The organism is Kangiella sp. M94 (genome assembly GCF_054926195.1).
In genome coordinates this window covers 17,703-34,671 of sequence record NZ_CM142903.1, presented here as the reverse complement: position 1 = coordinate 34,671, position 16,969 = coordinate 17,703, and the positions used below count along the sequence as shown (strand labels likewise).

The 16,969-nt window shown below is 43.4% G+C and carries 15 protein-coding genes; 4 read left to right on the top strand and 11 right to left on the bottom strand.

Annotated features, from left to right (window positions below):
- Positions 1-99: 99 nt before the first annotated feature.
- Positions 100-1,908 carry a hypothetical protein gene (locus tag ACYTXU_RS00150; protein ID WP_462207470.1) on the top strand — a complete coding sequence of 603 codons (1,809 nt, stop codon included), beginning with the start codon at positions 100-102 and terminating at the stop codon, positions 1,906-1,908.
- A 566-nt stretch (positions 1,909-2,474) separates the two neighbouring features.
- On the opposite strand, the gene ACYTXU_RS00145 is transcribed toward ACYTXU_RS00150, so the two are convergent.
- Positions 2,475-3,050: a tetratricopeptide repeat protein gene (locus ACYTXU_RS00145; protein WP_462207468.1), complete on the bottom strand. Its 576-nt coding sequence runs from the start codon at positions 3,048-3,050 to the stop codon at positions 2,475-2,477.
- A gap of 183 nt (positions 3,051-3,233) precedes the next feature.
- On the opposite strand from ACYTXU_RS00145, the gene ACYTXU_RS00140 reads away from it, so the two are divergent.
- Entirely contained in the window at positions 3,234-4,430 is a 1,197-nt protein-coding gene (locus ACYTXU_RS00140) for a serine hydrolase domain-containing protein (RefSeq protein ID WP_462207467.1), read from the top strand.
- Positions 4,431-4,514: 84 nt separating this feature from the next.
- Here the strand turns inward: ACYTXU_RS00140 and ACYTXU_RS00135 are convergent, their stop codons facing one another.
- From ACYTXU_RS00135 to ACYTXU_RS00090, 10 genes are all read right to left on the bottom strand, one after another.
- Complete coding sequence (locus ACYTXU_RS00135; RefSeq protein WP_462207466.1) at positions 4,515-5,054, bottom strand: hypothetical protein; 540 nt, start codon at positions 5,052-5,054, stop codon at positions 4,515-4,517.
- Positions 5,051-5,518 carry a hypothetical protein gene (locus tag ACYTXU_RS00130; protein ID WP_462207465.1) on the bottom strand — a complete coding sequence of 156 codons (468 nt, stop codon included), beginning with the start codon at positions 5,516-5,518 and terminating at the stop codon, positions 5,051-5,053. The genes ACYTXU_RS00135 and ACYTXU_RS00130 overlap by 4 nt, the downstream gene beginning before the upstream one ends.
- Positions 5,519-5,819: 301 nt before the next feature.
- Positions 5,820-6,452 carry a hypothetical protein gene (locus tag ACYTXU_RS00125; RefSeq protein WP_462207463.1) on the bottom strand — a complete coding sequence of 211 codons (633 nt, stop codon included), beginning with the start codon at positions 6,450-6,452 and terminating at the stop codon, positions 5,820-5,822.
- Between the two features lie 376 nt (positions 6,453-6,828).
- A complete protein-coding gene (locus tag ACYTXU_RS00120; protein WP_462207461.1) occupies positions 6,829-7,743 on the bottom strand; it encodes an SEL1-like repeat protein in 915 nt (304 codons plus the stop codon).
- A gap of 41 nt (positions 7,744-7,784) precedes the next feature.
- Positions 7,785-9,305, bottom strand: a complete 1,521-nt coding sequence (lnt, locus tag ACYTXU_RS00115; RefSeq protein ID WP_462207460.1) for an apolipoprotein N-acyltransferase — start codon at positions 9,303-9,305, stop codon at positions 7,785-7,787.
- Positions 9,306-9,670: 365 nt separating this feature from the next.
- Positions 9,671-10,528, bottom strand: a complete 858-nt coding sequence (locus ACYTXU_RS00110; protein WP_417445390.1) for an HlyC/CorC family transporter — start codon at positions 10,526-10,528, stop codon at positions 9,671-9,673.
- A 60-nt stretch (positions 10,529-10,588) separates the two neighbouring features.
- Positions 10,589-11,098 (bottom strand): rRNA maturation RNase YbeY, encoded by a 510-nt coding sequence (ybeY, locus tag ACYTXU_RS00105; RefSeq protein WP_462207459.1) that lies wholly within the window; start codon positions 11,096-11,098, stop codon positions 10,589-10,591.
- Between the two features lie 8 nt (positions 11,099-11,106).
- The gene (locus ACYTXU_RS00100; RefSeq protein ID WP_462207457.1) at positions 11,107-12,147 is read right to left on the bottom strand and encodes a PhoH family protein; all 1,041 of its coding nucleotides are present in this window, start codon (positions 12,145-12,147) and stop codon (positions 11,107-11,109) included.
- Positions 12,148-12,227: 80 nt separating this feature from the next.
- Positions 12,228-13,568, bottom strand: a complete 1,341-nt coding sequence (gene miaB / locus ACYTXU_RS00095) for a tRNA (N6-isopentenyl adenosine(37)-C2)-methylthiotransferase MiaB (protein WP_462207456.1) — start codon at positions 13,566-13,568, stop codon at positions 12,228-12,230.
- A gap of 149 nt (positions 13,569-13,717) precedes the next feature.
- Positions 13,718-15,118 carry a high affinity choline transporter 1 gene (locus ACYTXU_RS00090; protein ID WP_462207454.1) on the bottom strand — a complete coding sequence of 467 codons (1,401 nt, stop codon included), beginning with the start codon at positions 15,116-15,118 and terminating at the stop codon, positions 13,718-13,720.
- 181 nt (positions 15,119-15,299) lie between these two features.
- Between ACYTXU_RS00090 and ACYTXU_RS00085 the strand changes: the two genes are divergently transcribed.
- Both ACYTXU_RS00085 and ACYTXU_RS00080 read left to right on the top strand, forming a co-directional pair.
- A complete protein-coding gene (locus ACYTXU_RS00085) occupies positions 15,300-15,914 on the top strand; it encodes a YceI family protein (RefSeq protein ID WP_462207453.1) in 615 nt (204 codons plus the stop codon).
- A gap of 275 nt (positions 15,915-16,189) precedes the next feature.
- Positions 16,190-16,693, top strand: coding sequence for a hypothetical protein (locus ACYTXU_RS00080; RefSeq protein WP_462207452.1), 504 nt, complete (start codon positions 16,190-16,192; stop codon positions 16,691-16,693).
- Positions 16,694-16,969 lie beyond the last annotated feature (276 nt).

Below are 16,969 nucleotides of genomic sequence, written 5' to 3'. Positions count from 1 at the left end.
GATCCGCTTCCTCCGCTTCAAATTTCCTCGATTGGTTTGGTGCAAAGGAGCTGGAAAAGGTTCTGTTCGTTGAGGCTGTTTTGGCTTATCGGAACGATATTGTGTGTACCAATTGCTAATGCTACCTGTCCAGTGCCTCCTGATTATGACACGCCTCCCGGTGCCTGGGATGCTCATATGACTGAAATAGCCGAAATGGGAGAGCTCCAGCCGGTCGACTTCCAGATAGGTGATCAGGTCATTTATCGTGTGCGTAAGCATGGAGATAGGCACACAAGTGATCGCATGCTCGAACGGTTGCGATTACTTGCGCCTCGAATTGAAGAACTACAAAGTTATTTTCCTACTGCAGCTGAACGAGATGCTGCTGAAGATAGTGGGGAGCGATTAAAATATATTCCCACCCCCCCCGATCGTCCTGTATTGCTGGTTGAAAGTGAACTTGATCTTCTCGGTGATACTTTGGCTTTCGCCAACTGTGCAGCCAAGGATGAAATACATGATTTATCCAATTTCGTAAGCTTGGATGAGGAAGGCAATGAAATAGAACGTGAAGTCCCGATACCAGAAGGATTATGCCTGGTTGTGGTTCGCACACACACAATCGATGGTGAGCGGAGGAAGCGATTTGTTTTGGCTCATGAGTGGATGCACACAATGCAGCGCGGCTCATATGATAAAGCAATGAGTCAGTTGTGGTGGGTCGAAGGGGCTGCCGAATGGGCGGCACACAAGGTTGTCCCGGGCGCAACTGAACGTGACCACAAGATAGAACAATTCTTCGAACGTCAGCCTGAATGTTCGCTTACGCAGCACAGCTATGACGCCCAGCCCTACTTTTTCTGGGGTGATCAGCAGTTTGGAACAGACTGGGCGATATCCATTGGCATGGGCGGGCAAGAATACCTAAAGGAGCCTGGCCGTGCTGCCGAAATTCTACCACCGGAGCGTTGGCTTGACTGGGCGATTGCACAGGCCGAGCAGACCATAACCATGCCGGATGGGCGACCATTACCGCACCAGGCGGAGTTCGAACCGCTGGATATTGCCGAGGCCTGTGGAGCTAAAATTGGAGGACCACCACTTTCAGTCCAATTGCGGGAAGTAACGTTTCCGGAAGGATCGGCATCACCGCTAACTGTCGAGCCCGGTGATGCACAGCTCGCCTACAAAGACTCAGAGGACAACTGGATTCGAGTTACTGAAACGGTAGAACTGGCACCATCAAGCTCCCCGATTTTGTTCGCAGCAATCATGCCCTCCGGTCATAACTTGGATGTCAATCTTACGCTGGATAACACAGACGGTTTAACCTGCGGCTGTCATATCGGTCGCTGGACAGAAATGGCAACAGCCGACTCTGAAGCCGAAGATACTTTCGACGGTGCGCTTGAAGCGATTGAAATGTACCGGGCAATGGTGCCACCTGATCAGCTTGAAGAACTGGAAAAAGCCAAGCGCATGATCGAAGCAGCAGACACCAAAGACCGTTTTCGTTTCAGAGGTGCCACGAAACAGATCTTCGAAATGGATGGCGGAGTCGTCAACTACGATAACGATGGCCCGATTGTGACATTTGAAAGAGGCGGCACCTTCCGCATCGAAGACCCACACATGATTAGTGACGGCAAAACCACTGTTGATTACAACACCTATATCCACTCTGGTCTTTGGAAAATTGAAGATGGGATTCTCAAGATTGATCTTCAAAAGTTCACCTATGTCGGAACAGCAGAAGGACCATTGTCGGATGGGCCAAAGGAGTTTTCCGGCAGTAATAAACATTCATCTTATGTCGGTGGTGGCGGTGATTGGGTTGTATCCTGTGAAGAAACTGGCACTAGGCTTATTCCAGCCGACGAAAGAGAACGCGGCCCAGGCCGTGATGCAGTATTAAGACCGCATTAACTTCTATTTTTTTTATTAAAAATTAGTAGCAGTGTCTTATCTGAGATCCATTAATTTTCTTTCATGTATTAGCCAATAAGCAATTGAGATCGGATGAAAGCCGATAAAGAAAAGAGCTAACCAAAGCACTTTGTTTTCCGATTTCTTATTTACTAAACACTTGTAAAAAGTAAAAAAGAATAAAGCTGCAGCAGAAAACAGACAAACAGACAAACAGACAAACAGCAAATATTAATTCTTTAAATAAGCTTAATTTTTCGATCTCTATTAAGCCAGCCATGTCGAAGAAAATGTATACATATAGGCCTAGAGAAGCCAAGATCAAAAAGTAACCTATCCTTATCTTTATCATTACTGCACTCTCTTTATTTCTTTCCAAACAAAATCCCTAACACAATTAGCAAGCGTAGCCTCAAATAAGCAAAAGCGCCTTCGAGGTTTCAACAACAACCTTTATCTCAACAACAATAGCGTTTTCTGACTAACTTCAAGAACCTCGAAATTCACTATCGTTCTTTCGAGGCTACAGTAACCAAACACCAGATAAATGAGTGTCCTAAGCGTTATTAATTTTTATTACTTAGTTTCTTTGAGCAAGAACCAAGATCGGTGACACCCTCTTCCCTTCGCACTTTCTTCTCTATCCTTTCTATCTCCTCATCGCTTAAAGTGTCAATGAAGTTTAAACAAAATTTTGTATCGAAGCTCTCAAGATCTGAATTCGCTTTTACGAACCAGTAATACGAAAGCCTTATATCCTTTGATATGTACTTACCATCAAAAAACAATTGGCCCAACATAATCCTAGAGCCTAGGATTCCTTGCTGCTCAGATACAAGGTACCAATACAAAGCTTTATAAATATCCTTTTCTTTCCCAAATCCACGGTAGTTGATATCGGCCAACCAGAACTGAGATAGCCCCCGCCCCTCAAGAGCCTCTTCCGTACAAATTTTTATAATCTCACTTTTTAGATTAGCTATGTTTTTTTCTGCACTCTTAGCTTTATTGAGTTCGACAGCCACCCCAGGAAACAAGTTATATAGTTTGTCACACTCACTTTTTATCTGTGCTTTAAGTTCACTTGAACATACTAAAACAATAACTATAGTTAGAAATTTTATCCTACTCATTTTCTTCATACCGCCACTTTCCTTTAACTAGATCACAAACTAATCTACAAGCCTCTACCAAACAAAATATTGGACATCCACCACAAACTTAACTCTCAATAACACAAAAGCAAAACTAAACCCTTTGTTTGATTTTGGCATCTTATATTAATAACAAATACATTAAAATAAACTTAACTAAGAGAATATAAGATGAAACCCAGCAATCAATTACCATCAAACAGCTCCACTTTGCCTTTGCTCGCTTGTAGTCTCAGCCTCTGGTTGGCCGGCTGTGCAACAACCTCCTCCACTGTTCCTTCGCATATTAATTTGACCCACGAGGATAAGCTTCAACTTGAACAACGGTTACCTGAAATTCTCAATCAACATGATATTAATACAGCTGGCATAGGTATTATTAAAAATGGTGAATTAATTTGGACGCATTATCATGGACAACAAAATGAAGAAGTAAAAACTGATTCTGAAACAATGTTTGATGTTGCTTCGATCACCAAATCAATGGTTGCGGAAACTACGTTACAGCTTGTCAGTGATAACAAAATATCATTAGACGAACCAATGCATCCATATTGGGTTGACCCTGACATTATTGATGACCCGCGCCATAAATTACTAACCCCTCGCATGGTTCTAACACACACCACAGGCTTTCTTAACTGGCGCTATGCCAATGAAGATAGCAAGTTGGCATTTACACATGCTCCAGGTGAACAATTTGGATATTCCGGTGAAGGATTCGAATATTTAGCCAAATTTATTGAGAATAAGCTTGGTAAGAGTTTCCCACAAATTGTACAGGAACAATTGATAGACCCATTAACTCTTGAAAACACTTCGATAACGGTTGATCAAGATTTCTTTGCACAAATGGCTCAATCAAAACAACCAGACGGTAGTACTGCTGGTCCTTATTGCCGCCCGGAGGGTTGGTGTCCAGAGCAAGGCAGCTGGTCAGCTGCCGATGCACTTGTGATCAGCGTTGAGGATTATGCAAAGTTTATGATTCACGCGATGGATAATCAGAGCTATTCCGGTCAACTGGCTCAGCAACGCAACAGTATGCAATCAACTTCCGAAGAATTTAAAGCTGTGGATTGTGAGCGTGTAGGAAAAGAACTTTGCCCTGTAGAACAAGGATATGGATTAGGCTGGCAGGTTTTGGATTATGGCGATTATCAAGTGGTTGGCCATGGCGGCAGCGATTGGTCGGAAACAGCGATAGCTTATTTCTACAGTGACAGTAAAGATGGCGTCATCGTATTTTTCAACGCCCTCGGCCAAAACGGCGTACCAGCAATGGCCAAAGTATTAGCAGCAATCGATCCAAAATCCCCTTACACAGACTTATTTAAACGGATTACTGAGAGACAGCAAGCGAATTAAAGTAAGTAACATATAGAGCGGTGATGTCTCTAGGGCAAGCACAACCTGAAAAAGCTGTGCTTGCTCTTACTCTCCTACCGATTTTTACTTTATGATACCCAACCCTGGAGGTGGCTCTTTTCTTTTTATTCGCGAGCCTGTGTACAATTGCTTTTTGTTGTGCTCTTCCAATATCTTTTTTAAATCGAGTGGCTTGTACTTCATATCAATTCTAATTCCAGTCGGGACGGCTCTGATTGCAGCGGTATACAACTTATTACTTTCCTCAACCTCTTTCTCTGGCAACTCACTAACCAACTGCTCAATAAAGTCACTCTTTCTTCTCGTTACTATTTTTGCATTAGCTATTTTCGCCCATACCACTGCAAATATTTGATTGGGCTCAATATAGCCCTCAATTCCATTACTGTAAAATTGTGCAAGTTTGAATTGCGCCCGATAATCACCTTTAAATGCCAAATCGCAAAAAATATCAAAAGCATATTCTATTTCACCTGACCGCTCTGCTACTATTCCAGCTTTATAAGGAAAAAAGGTGTCGAGCTTTTTGCAAGCGCCTTCATTCTCACTAGCACTCAATAGAGAAGAATAAATAAGTAGTAAAAAAGAGACTAAAGTTTTCATATTGAGCACTCACTGTTAACAAATTGTTTGCATAGTTCTGGATGATCAACTCTCAATAGATCAATATATTTCTTATAGTTAGGATAAGACCTGGTTATAGGGTCTCTCACCATGAATTCACTAAAATAATTTAACTCATTGGCTTCAATATAGGTACAGAACCCTTTGTCTTTATAATCAACACGCAAGTTATATACATCGAATCCAATAAAGCAATACTCGCCTTCTTGTAGTTGCAAGGTAATCTGACTAATACCCTTTTTTACACTTCCAATATAAAAAGCTTCATCAGTATCAACATTCAACATTTGGATAGAGTACAATGGATCTAGTGTATTTATTACTAAACCCAAATACCCTTCATTACTCTTCAAAGGAGAGTATTCGCTGTTCGGCTCTAATTTGTATTTACCTGAGCAGGAAATAGTCAACAACGAACATAAAATAATAATAATTTTCTTCAATGCATAATTCCTCTAATATTTTTATTCCCAAATATATTCTTATAAGTTCTACTCAGAACTTCCAACAAATGTAGTGAGGCTAAAGCTACTGCCTTCCTTCTTTTAAAAACATATCTAATCAGCTTTTGTATCACAAATAAATTTATCAACTCCCCGTTATCTCTACTCTTAGAAAAGTATCTAAGTCTTCGATTTCATGGGGTTAGAATAAACATGTTGGTTTGACTGCACTTTGAACATAGTGAAGACCTAAAATATCATCCATCATTCACAATTTAAAGATATACTTTGTTCCCATTCACTAGTATTTATTTAAACTTAAGATTTCCTCTGCCACTAAGTAGTTCCAGTTCTTGTCATTAGACTTGATTTCTATGCTGTATATTGAGTCATTAACTGAAAACATCAACAGTATTGCAGCGCTAAATGTCTTCGGGTAATAAAATGCATAAAAAAAATATTCTTTCTCTTTTGACCAGTACAAATTCCCAGTTGAGTATGTATTAAAAACTTCTGTACCGACAGATGCTAGAAGTAGCGTATAGTATTTATTACCACCACAGCTCACCTCAGTAAATTCTCCCTCACTTATACCCTCTATCAAAAAGATTAGCTGCCCCCAGTAGTCTTCTGGAATACCCTGCTCACGAATATCTGATTCTGTTACTGTAAATGTTGGCCCTGGTTCTGTCTTGCCAAGTCTATTAACAACAATGCTTGCTTCTTTATCGGTCTTAGGAAGTTTAAGCTCCTCATCGTACGCATACCACTCTATCTCTTTATTGTTTGCGGTCTCATGCAGCTCTATTTGTTTGGGTAATCGAACTTGTTCAGCAATCCCTTTTATTTTTTTACAGCGGCTATTGCTATCTTCAGTGCATGATATGATTTGGGCTGCTACTAATACTAGAAGCAATAGCTTTAGATATTTCATTGTTAAAACCCTCTGTAAACACCAGGTGCGTCGTGACGCACACTACTCTTGGTTCCTATCGTTTCGCTTGGAGTAACTTTATGAACAATACAAATACTTCAATCCATAACACGACAAAGATTGAGGCTATCAGGTTGGAGGGCAATAAATTTCTTAAATAGCCCGTACCGATCATTAAAAAGATCCCGCATAACATAAAGAACTTAATGGTATCTTTTCTCATTAGTGTCTAACTATCCCCTACTGGCATAACTCTTGCTGATTTAGCTTCGACCTTTCTGGCAAAGTTCCTTGCTTATAATTTTCTATAGCTTTTCTATAAAAATACTCTTCCTTAGTTTGACAATAAAAAAACTTATAATGATGACCAATATTATCAATATGCCTCTTTCACGCCACTATTAGCTGCATAATAAAAGTATTTTATTGCATCATCCTCTTCTGTTAGTTGCATTTTTCTTGTATTACTTACTAATATTTCTGCACCATAATTATTGCTTACTACTGGATCGCCATTTTTAGCAGCAACCTTCATCCAATACAGCATTGAGTCTCTTTCATTTTTATGACGGAAATACTTAACCAGGTATTTTTGTGCATCAAGGTAATCTGCATGTGCCAATTCAAAAATATAAGACAGACCTTTTATATCCTTCTCCTTAAGCAGAAATAATGCGAGTTCGAATTTTGCATCCATATTCCCATTTCTTGCAGCCAGTTTTAATAATTCTTTCTCACTGTTTTCCGAACTCAACCTTTTCTCTTTATTAAGTTTTAATAATAAATTACTGGCTCCTTTATATCCTGCCTTAGCTGAAGCAAACAAATCATTCTGTATTTGTTGTTTTGCCTTACCTCCAGACGAACTTCTTTCAACTTCTATAAAAGCCAAAATATATTTTGCAAATAACTGATTATTGGTATTTTTTGACTTTAAGATGTCTTCTGCAAAGTATTTGGCTTTATCGAAGTTAATTTCGGTAAAACTCCCCAAAAGGTAGCTCTCTGCCAAGTCTATTTTGGCTGAAATACTACCCAGCTGAGCAGACTTTGTTAGAAACTTTACTGCTTTAGCCTCATCAAAATAAGGCCCATTTTTTTGCGCATAAACACCACCAAGGTAGTCAAGTGCATATTCATTATCTGCACAGACCTCTAACTCTGAAAGATCTACCATGGTAAGCTCTTTGACAAAAGAAGCTTCGAATCTTTCTATTACTTTATTACAGTCTTTAGCATATAAACTGAAAGCACATACAAGCAAGGAAAGACTTATTACTAATCGTTTCATTAATATCATTCTCTACTACCTATTAACACCATAAAACAGCATTACGATTTCTTCCTAAACCAAACCCCAAATCCTAATAGTCCCAATACTATTAACAATAAGCTCCAGTACCCATAGTTTCTAAACCAGGTGTTACGGTTTTCAAGGAGGAAGGCGCCGGCGAGTTCGTTGCTTTGGAAGCGGTCGATTTGGTTGATGACGCGGCCTTTGTCGTCGATGATGGCTGTGATGCCATTGTTGGTGCTGCGGATGACGGGCAGGCCGGTTTCGATGGCGCGCATTTTGGCAATTTGGAAGTGTTGTATTGGACCCCATGATTCGCCGAACCAGGTGTCGTTGCTGATGGTGACGATGGCTTTAAACTGGTCTTTGTCGGTGCTGATAGCCAGTTGCTGCATTAATCCTGAGAAGGCTATTTCGTAACAGATTGCGGGGATGTAATCCGCTTTGGCGGTCTTCATTGCAGTTTGTTCGCTGCTACCTGGGGTAAAACTCGACATGGGCAGATCAAAGAAGTCGATCATGCCGCGAATCCATGCGCCTAGCGGCACATATTCCCCGAAGGGCACGAGCTGTTGTTTTTGGTAATCGGCTTGTTGGTTGCCGAGCATTTTTATGCCGGCGTAATATTCCTCGCGACTTTCCAATAACGGAATACCGGTAATGAACTGGCTGCCACTGTCTTTTGCTAACTCATCCAGCTCATACAGAATTCCCGGTACTTGAGTATCAAAAGCAGGAATGGCTGCTTCAGGCCACACGATCAGATCTGCGCCCCAGTAATTTTCTGTTTGATCAAACAGCCCTTTTACGATGGGCGTAAAGTAATTTTTATCCCACTTTTTATGTTGGTCAATATTGGGTTGAATTAATGCAATGGTCAGCGTCTTCTGTTGTGTCGTTTCTTTTTTAATTTCATAGAAACTGCTGCCAGTTCCGGCGACCAATAGTACTACAAGCATCATTAGTGCATTAGAGCGAGCTTTCTTATTATTATGAGCAAGTGCTAGCGTTACCAAACAAGATATAACTATCAGTAAAAACGTTACGCCGTGTACCCCTAGATAACTGGCGACTCCCAATAATGGGCCGGAGGTTTGGGAGTAACCTAAATAGAGCCACGGAAAACTGACAAAGCCTGAACCGCGAGCAATGTCTAAAATCAGCCACGCAGTGCTAAAAAAGATGATTTGCGCGATCAGATTATAACGGTTAATGAAACGGGCATTAAACCAGCCGAGCAGGACAAAAAATAAGGATAGTATTGCGATAAATAGAATGGTTAGCAGTACTGCTAACGGTGGTGCTGCATTGCCGAATGTGTTGATGGAAACATAGACCCAGGAAACCCCGACACCGAAAAAGCCCATGCCATAACTAAAGCCAAGAGCCATGGCATATTTCCTGGTTTGCCCGTTCAACAACCACCAGAAAATTGCAACGGAGAAGATAGCAACGGGCCACCATTCAAGTGGCGCAAAGCCAAGTGGATAGATTGCACCAGCGATGAGTGCCAGCGTTAACCCCAGCCAGCCTTGTGGGCTTTTAACCATTGTTATCATTGTTTGTCTCTTAGTTGTTCTTTGAGTTTGATGTTAGGATTTAGTACCTGCGTACATCATATTTCACATTCGTCATTCACCAAGGGCACTTCCCCTAAAGGGATTTCTTTGGTCACCTATGGTCGCCCGCGAAGGCGGGAATCCATTTTAGATCTTTTTTAAAGTCACTGGATTATGAAATACCTCCCTGTATTTCACCAAAGGCCAGCTACGCTGTTCAAAATCATTCCCGATCATTTTGTCCGCGGTAAGTGACCGAAGGGAATACCCTCGGTACCGCGGGATGACAGCATTTGATATTGGTTGTTCTGTATTAGGCTAATAAAATAAGGTGGGCCAAGGCCCACCCTACTGTTTTTTATTTTTTAAGCTTCGACCGGTGCTTCAACCAGTGGCTTTACGCGCAGCAGATGAACTCGCCGTTGGTCGGCATTGAGTATCGTAAACTCAAAGTCACCCATGGCAATGGTTTCATCGCGCTCTGGCATGTGACCAAATTTATTCACCAGCAAACCACCAATGGTATCAAATTCCTGCTCAGGGAAATCAGCTCCGAGGCGTTCATTGAAGTCACCAATTTCGGTTTGCGCTTTAACAATATATTCGCCATTGGTGTGTTGTTTGATATTGCTTTCTTCTTCGTCCACATCGAATTCATCTTCAATGTCGCCGACGATTTGTTCCAACACATCTTCAATAGTAACCAGACCCGATACACAACCGTATTCATCGACCACGATGGCCATGTGATTACGCTTTGAACGAAACTCTGTCAACAATACATCCAGACGCTTACTTTCAGGAATAATATAGGCTGGACGCAACACGTCTTTAATATCAAAAGCAGCGCGCTCGCCATTATCGGAAAAGGCATAGCTCAAGAGTTCTTTGGCTAACATAATGCCTTCGATATCATCTCGATTTTCACCGACCACAGGATAGCGGGAATGGCGCGAATCTTTGACCATCGGAATAATATCTTCCAACGACATGTCTTCTTGAATAACGGCCATTTGAGAACGTGGAATCATGATGTCGCGCACTTGCATCTCTGCAACCAGCAACACCCCTTCCATCATGGATAAAGAATCGGGTTTGATCAGCTTGTCGTCTTTAGCTGTCCGCAATAAATCGACCAGTTGCTGACGATCTTGTGGTTCAGATGTGAAAATATCAGTAAAACGTTGAAAAAAGCTTCTCGACGGAGGTTTGTCGTCGCTCATAGCAGTTTATCTTGTCCTCATGTTGCCTATAGAAAATGTCTTAATCACACACTGAAAACGCTAATCGCGCTCTTCGTAGGGATTTTCAACACCCAGTTGCGCAAGGATATCAATTTCCAAAGACTCCATTTCAAGCGCTTCATTATCTTTTATATGATCGTACCCTAGCAAATGCAAGCCCCCATGAACAACCATGTGTGTCCAGTGTGAACGCAGTTCTTTTTTCTGTTCGGCGGCTTCCTGCTCAACCACTTCAGCACAGATCGCCAAATCGCCCAAAATCGACAGCTCCAAGCCTTCAATGCCCTCTGGCATTTCGAACGGAAAGGACAAAACATTGGTCGGCTTATCTTTGCCTCGATAGTCGTTGTTAAGCGCCTGACTTTCGGCTGACTCAACGATGCGTACCGTCATCTCAAACGGTTGCGCCAACTTTTGTGCTCGACCATATTGCTCGGCTTCCACCGCAAAGGCGGTTGCCAACCATTGTTTAATATCGTCTTCGCTAGGGATATTCGATGAATCGCAGGCGATTTGCAGATCCAGATTAAATACCGGTTTAACGTCCATCGTAAACCTTAATTATTATCATCTGATGACCGCTGCTTTTCAGCCTGCTTTTGTTCGGCCCTGGCTCGCTTTGTTTCTTCGCTGACGTCGAAGCTTTCGTAGGCTTGTACGATACGCTGCACCACCGGGTGCCGCACCACGTCTTTTGATTGGAAGAAAGTAAAACTGATGCCGTCAACTTTTTGCAGAATATCAATCACATGGCGTAAGCCCGAGCGCTGACCACGTGGCAAATCCACCTGAGTAATATCGCCGGTAATAACCGCTTTGGAATTAAAGCCAATTCGCGTTAAGAACATTTTCATCTGTTCCGGCGTAGTGTTCTGGCTTTCGTCGAGAATAATAAAGGCATCGTTTAAAGTACGACCACGCATGTAAGCCAGCGGCGCAACTTCAATCACGCTACGCTCCATCAACTTGGCGACTTTTTCAAAACCAAACATCTCATACAGAGCGTCATACAATGGACGTAAATAGGGATCAACTTTTTGCGCCAAATCACCCGGCAGGAAACCTAACCGCTCACCCGCTTCAACCGCTGGGCGAGTCAATAAGATACGACGTACTTGCTGCTTTTCCCAGGCATCAACTGCGCTGGCAACTGCAAGATAGGTTTTACCGGTACCGGCTGGGCCAATACCAAAACTGATGTCGTGGTGCTTTATGGCCTGGATATATTGTTTCTGGTTTGGACTACGCGGTTTGATTAAACCACGCTTGGTCATCAACTTAACATCATCACTTTGCGTCTTATCACTTTCGAGTGATTCCAGATCCGCCGAAGCTTCCTGAATCGCCAAGTGTACATCGGCACTATCCAGAGTTCGCTTTTTAGTGGTGTCCTGATAAACCGCTTCAATCACCTGGCGCGCTGCCGCGACGTGAATACCTTCACCAATCACATTGACCTGATTGCCACGAATATTCACTTCTACGCCGAGACGGCGCTCGATATGTTTAAGATGTTCATCAAGGTAGCCGCAGAGTGCTGACAAGCGTTGATTGTCAGCAGGCTGCAATTCAAATGTTTGATTGGTAAGTTGTGACAAGTACTATCCTTTGTTTGTATAGCGGGCGGTGCGGAACTGGCTCACTGGACTTGTGAGCCGGTCCGTTATGAACCAGTCCCTTAGTGAACCAGTCCGTCAGTGACGAAGTCACCGCGTAATGAATTTGGGAATGCATCAGTGATAGTCACTTCAGCAAATTTGCCGATCAGGCTGTGCGGACCAACAAAGTTAACGATACGATTATTTTCGGTGCGACCACGCAGTTCCATCGGATCTTTTTTCGACGGGCCTTCAACCAATACTTTCTGCTTTGTGCCAATCATGTTGCGGCTAATCGAGAAAGCCTGTTGATTGATGCGTTGCTGTAGTATGGATAGACGCTGCTTTTTAACGTCCATTGGTGTGTCATCAACGATATCCGCCGCTGGCGTACCGGGACGCGCGCTGTAGATAAAGCTGAATGAATGGTCATAACCAATGTCACCAATTAAATTCATGGTGTCTTCAAAGTCTTGCTCCGATTCGCCCGGGAAACCAATAATAAAGTCTGAAGACATCGAAATATCAGGGCGGATCTGGCGCAGCTTACGAATTTTTGATTTGTACTCAAGTACTGTATGGCCACGCTTCATCATCGCTAACACGCGATCCGAACCGCTCTGCACTGGTAAATGCAGGTGGCTGACCAATTCTGGCACTTCCGCATAGACCTGAATCAGACGCTCAGAAAACTCAACCGGATGGGAAGTTGTATATCGAATGCGATCAATACCATCAATCGCTGCCACAAAAGTAATTAACTCTGCTAAATCTGCAGTATCGCCTTCATGAGTAATCCCGCGGTAGGCATTTACATTCTGACCCAGCAAGTTGATTTCACGAACACCCTGCTGAGCAAGTTGCGCACACTCGGCTAACACATCATCAAACGGACGACTGACTTCTTCGCCCCGAGTGTACGGCACCACGCAGAATGAGCAATATTTCGAGCAACCTTCCATCACCGAAACAAAGGCAGTTGGGCCTTCGGCACGCGGTTCCGGCAAGCGGTCAAACTTTTCGATTTCTGGGAAGCTGACATCAACCACGGCTTTTTTCTGGCCGCTGGCCTGTAGAATCATTTCCGGCAGACGGTGTAACGTTTGTGGTCCAAAAATAACATCTACATAAGGTGCGCGCTGACGAATGGCTTCGCCTTCTTGCGACGCCACACAACCGCCAACACCAATAATTAAATCAGGATTGTTCTCTTTCAGGTTTTTCCACTGACCAAGCTGAGAAAAAACTTTCTCCTGCGCTTTTTCGCGGATTGAGCAAGTGTTCAGCAACACCACATCAGCCTCTTCCGCTGATGCAGCCGCTTCCAAACCATGAGTTTTATTCAACAGATCCGACATACGCGACGAATCGTACTCGTTCATCTGACAACCCCAGGTTTTGATAAATAACTTTTTGCTCATGCTTTCAATCACCGCTGTTTGGCTCTTTGGCCGTAAAATCAATAAGATAGAACCAAGCTGGTAAGTTGTTGTACCTACCAGCCTGTATAAAATGGGCGCGAATTATACCATTAGCAAAAGGACATTAGCCAGTGGTGACTGGCTATTTTTTAGGCAGTCTGAAAACCCTTTGCTGGTCCTGAAAAGTGTCTCTCTATTAAGGCTCCGATTATGTAAACCCCAAAGCCGGTTAATAGTGAAATAAAGAATGGCGTCGCCCAGCCGAGCACAAATTCTCCCAGAATCCAGACCGTCGCTGCGCTGACCAAGGTCAAGCCGGCGGTAATTTCGCCCCCGAAGCGGGTGAACAGACCAAAAGTGCCGACCACAAACACCCCAGCACTACCAAACGCTGAGGCAGTCACTACCAGGTCATAAACCCCTTTGGCATGCAATGCGATGTAATACGCCAGGCTGCCGAGAATCACGATGCCGATACGCGCGAACAGTACCTTCTGACGCTCGCTGACTTCATGGTTGCGCTTGCTCAGCGGCACCACGATGTTGTGCGATATCAATGAACTGGAGGCTAATAAGGCACTATCGACCGTTGAAAGAATTGCAGAAACCAATGCACCGGCGAAAATTATGTAGAGTACAGTCGGCAAATAGGTTTTCGCCAGTTCAGGCAGTAGCTGCTCTGAATCAGCAAGATCCGGCATCAGGTTCAAACCGACCAAACCCAAATAGACTGGAATCAAGCCCACCAGCAAATATAAGGTTCCGCCTTTCAGAGTTGAGCTACGCGCTTCTTCTGCACTACGACAGGCCAGAACGCGGGTAATCAGCTCCTGCGTCAGCACCGAACCAAAAATTGGAATCGACCAGGCTTCAAACTTCTGTAATAGAGTGGAGTCTTCTGAAATAAAGCTAAAACGTGTAGCATCGACTGAAGCCAGGCTGGCATTTGGATCGCCACTGGCAAACACAAAAACACCCAGCAACACCAAACCAACAATCAGGAATCCCGCTTGAATGACGTCAGTTACTGCCACCGCCAACAAACCACCGAGCATGGTGTAAATGATGACCACCGAGGCCGCGATGGTAATGGCATACTCAACCTGCAAGCCTGATAGGGATGACAGGATCTGCCCAAAAGCACGGATCTGCGCTGCGGCCCACAACATTGAGGCAGGCACTAATATAATCACCACCAGCTTTTCAATACGAACCGAGTAACGTTGCTTAAACAGGTCAGCGAAAGTAATGAATTTGCGTTTCCATAAGGGTCTAGCGAAAACAAAGCCCATAAACAGCAAACACAGCGAGAAGCCAAAGGGGTCAGCGGTACCGCCCGACAAACCATTTTCATAGATGGAGGATGCCGCACCAATACAGGTTTCTGCACCAAACCAGGTCGCGAAAATGGTAAATACGGCCAGGCTGGGATTTAACCTGCGCCCAGCCAATAGAAAGTCAGTCTCATTCTTCGGTTTGCGCGAAGCCCACAGCCCCACTGCAAACTGAACGAGTACAAAAAAGATAACCCCCAGAACAACAATATTCATGGCCTGCTTGACCCGCCTAAAAGTTAAGCACTAAAGTTCGCAAAATTAATCCTTTTTTGCTGAAAACTCCAGATTTTTTTCACATCCCATTTGCTAGAGTCTAAGTCATGCAATACCATATTTAGCCAATAGTGATCCTATGTGATTCAATAGAGTCACTTAAAAAAGACAGGAGAATAGTATGTCTAACGCTTTTTTTACTAAAGTCATTATTACCTTAAGCGCGGTATTTACGCTTCAAGGCACACCAGCATTCGCTTCAGACGACAGTGAGTGGAGCCTTGATAATGACGCCTCACACCTACATTTTGTGTCCGTTAAAAATAACCAAATTGGCGAAGTCAGCACCTTCGAAACCCTTAAAGGGCATCTAAGCGGCAATGGCCAATTTGCTCTGGAAATTCTACTTGATAGCGTTAATACCAATATCGAAATCCGCGATCAGCGCATGAAGGAGCACTTGTTCGACAGCAAAAAGAACATCGCCTTCATAGTTAATGGTAGTTTTGATTTAAGTAAGATCGAAGCTCAAAAAACCGGCACAAGCTCACAGCACACACTGGAAGCCGCTATCCAACTCGGCAATGAAACCGTCGACATCCAAGCACCGGTTATCATACAGACACTCGCCGATGACCAACTACGCGTCACCTCAGTCAGCCCAGTAATCATCACCACCAGCAGCCTCAAGCTGGATAAAGGCGTCGATAAATTAAAGTCCCTGGCAGGTCTACGCAGTATTGACCGCGTCGTACCGGTGACTTTTGATTTATATTTAAAACCGAAGAGTGAGTAGTAGCCAAGACATAAAGCTCTTATAGGATGGGTTAGGCCGTAGCCGTAACCCATCAATCATAAAAACGATGGGTTACGCATAAATGCTAACCCATCCTATATATTCTCTCCTTCAACTCATAACTATCATTCAAACACTTCCCCCCTGCCTTTTTTCTGCCAGATTTATCCATAACCGGCCTTTTTCAATCGCCTTTCTCTCCACACTGTTGCGCTTTAATAACACCATCGAAAGACAAAACCTTTAAACAATTTTTGGATTGATGGAGAAGCAAGATGAAAACAATTTCCCTAAAACGCATTTTGGTCGCAACACTTATCGTTTCTGTTTTTTCTGCCGCTGCTGCCGTGGAAGCTGGCGATGCTGTTGTGCATGGTGAAGCGGAGCAGGTTCCTGCGGGCATCGTGAACTACTCGCTGAATGATGAGACTTTTTACCTTGAAGCAGAGTCATCGAATAGCCAGGTTCAAACTGTTGGAGATTTAACACAAATCACCTTGACCGAAACCTTTACTAACCCTACTGACGAATTGATTTTTGCCGAGTACCAGGTTGCTCTACCAAATCCAGCAGCTCTTGTGAATTATGAAATTACCGTAGACTCGGATTTAGGTTGTGAACCCGCGACTGCTGACAATATGGTTATTGCGCCAGGACAATCAACAACCCTGACCGTAACTTACAATCTGGTAGAAACCCAGTTAGTCAGCTTTCATAGCACGGTGTCAACCTTTTACGCTGAGGAGGTCACTGCACCTCAAGTCGCAATTGCACACTAATAGCCATACGCTTAAAAGATAACCTTAGTCATAAGCCTAACCCCCAACCCCATAAGGACTATAACAAGGGCTTGGAAGCCCACTCCCACAGCTAGACATGACTCCTACTCTCTCCTCCGAAGCTGTGCTTAGCGCCGAAAGGCGCTTTTTTTATTCTCTCTAATAATTAATAAAACTAATGCATATGTGGGAATAAAAGTCGATTCCATCGCAAGCCAAGTTCACTTTCAGTCACACCCATAACCAGCACCTCATCACAAGAATACACAAGTCTAC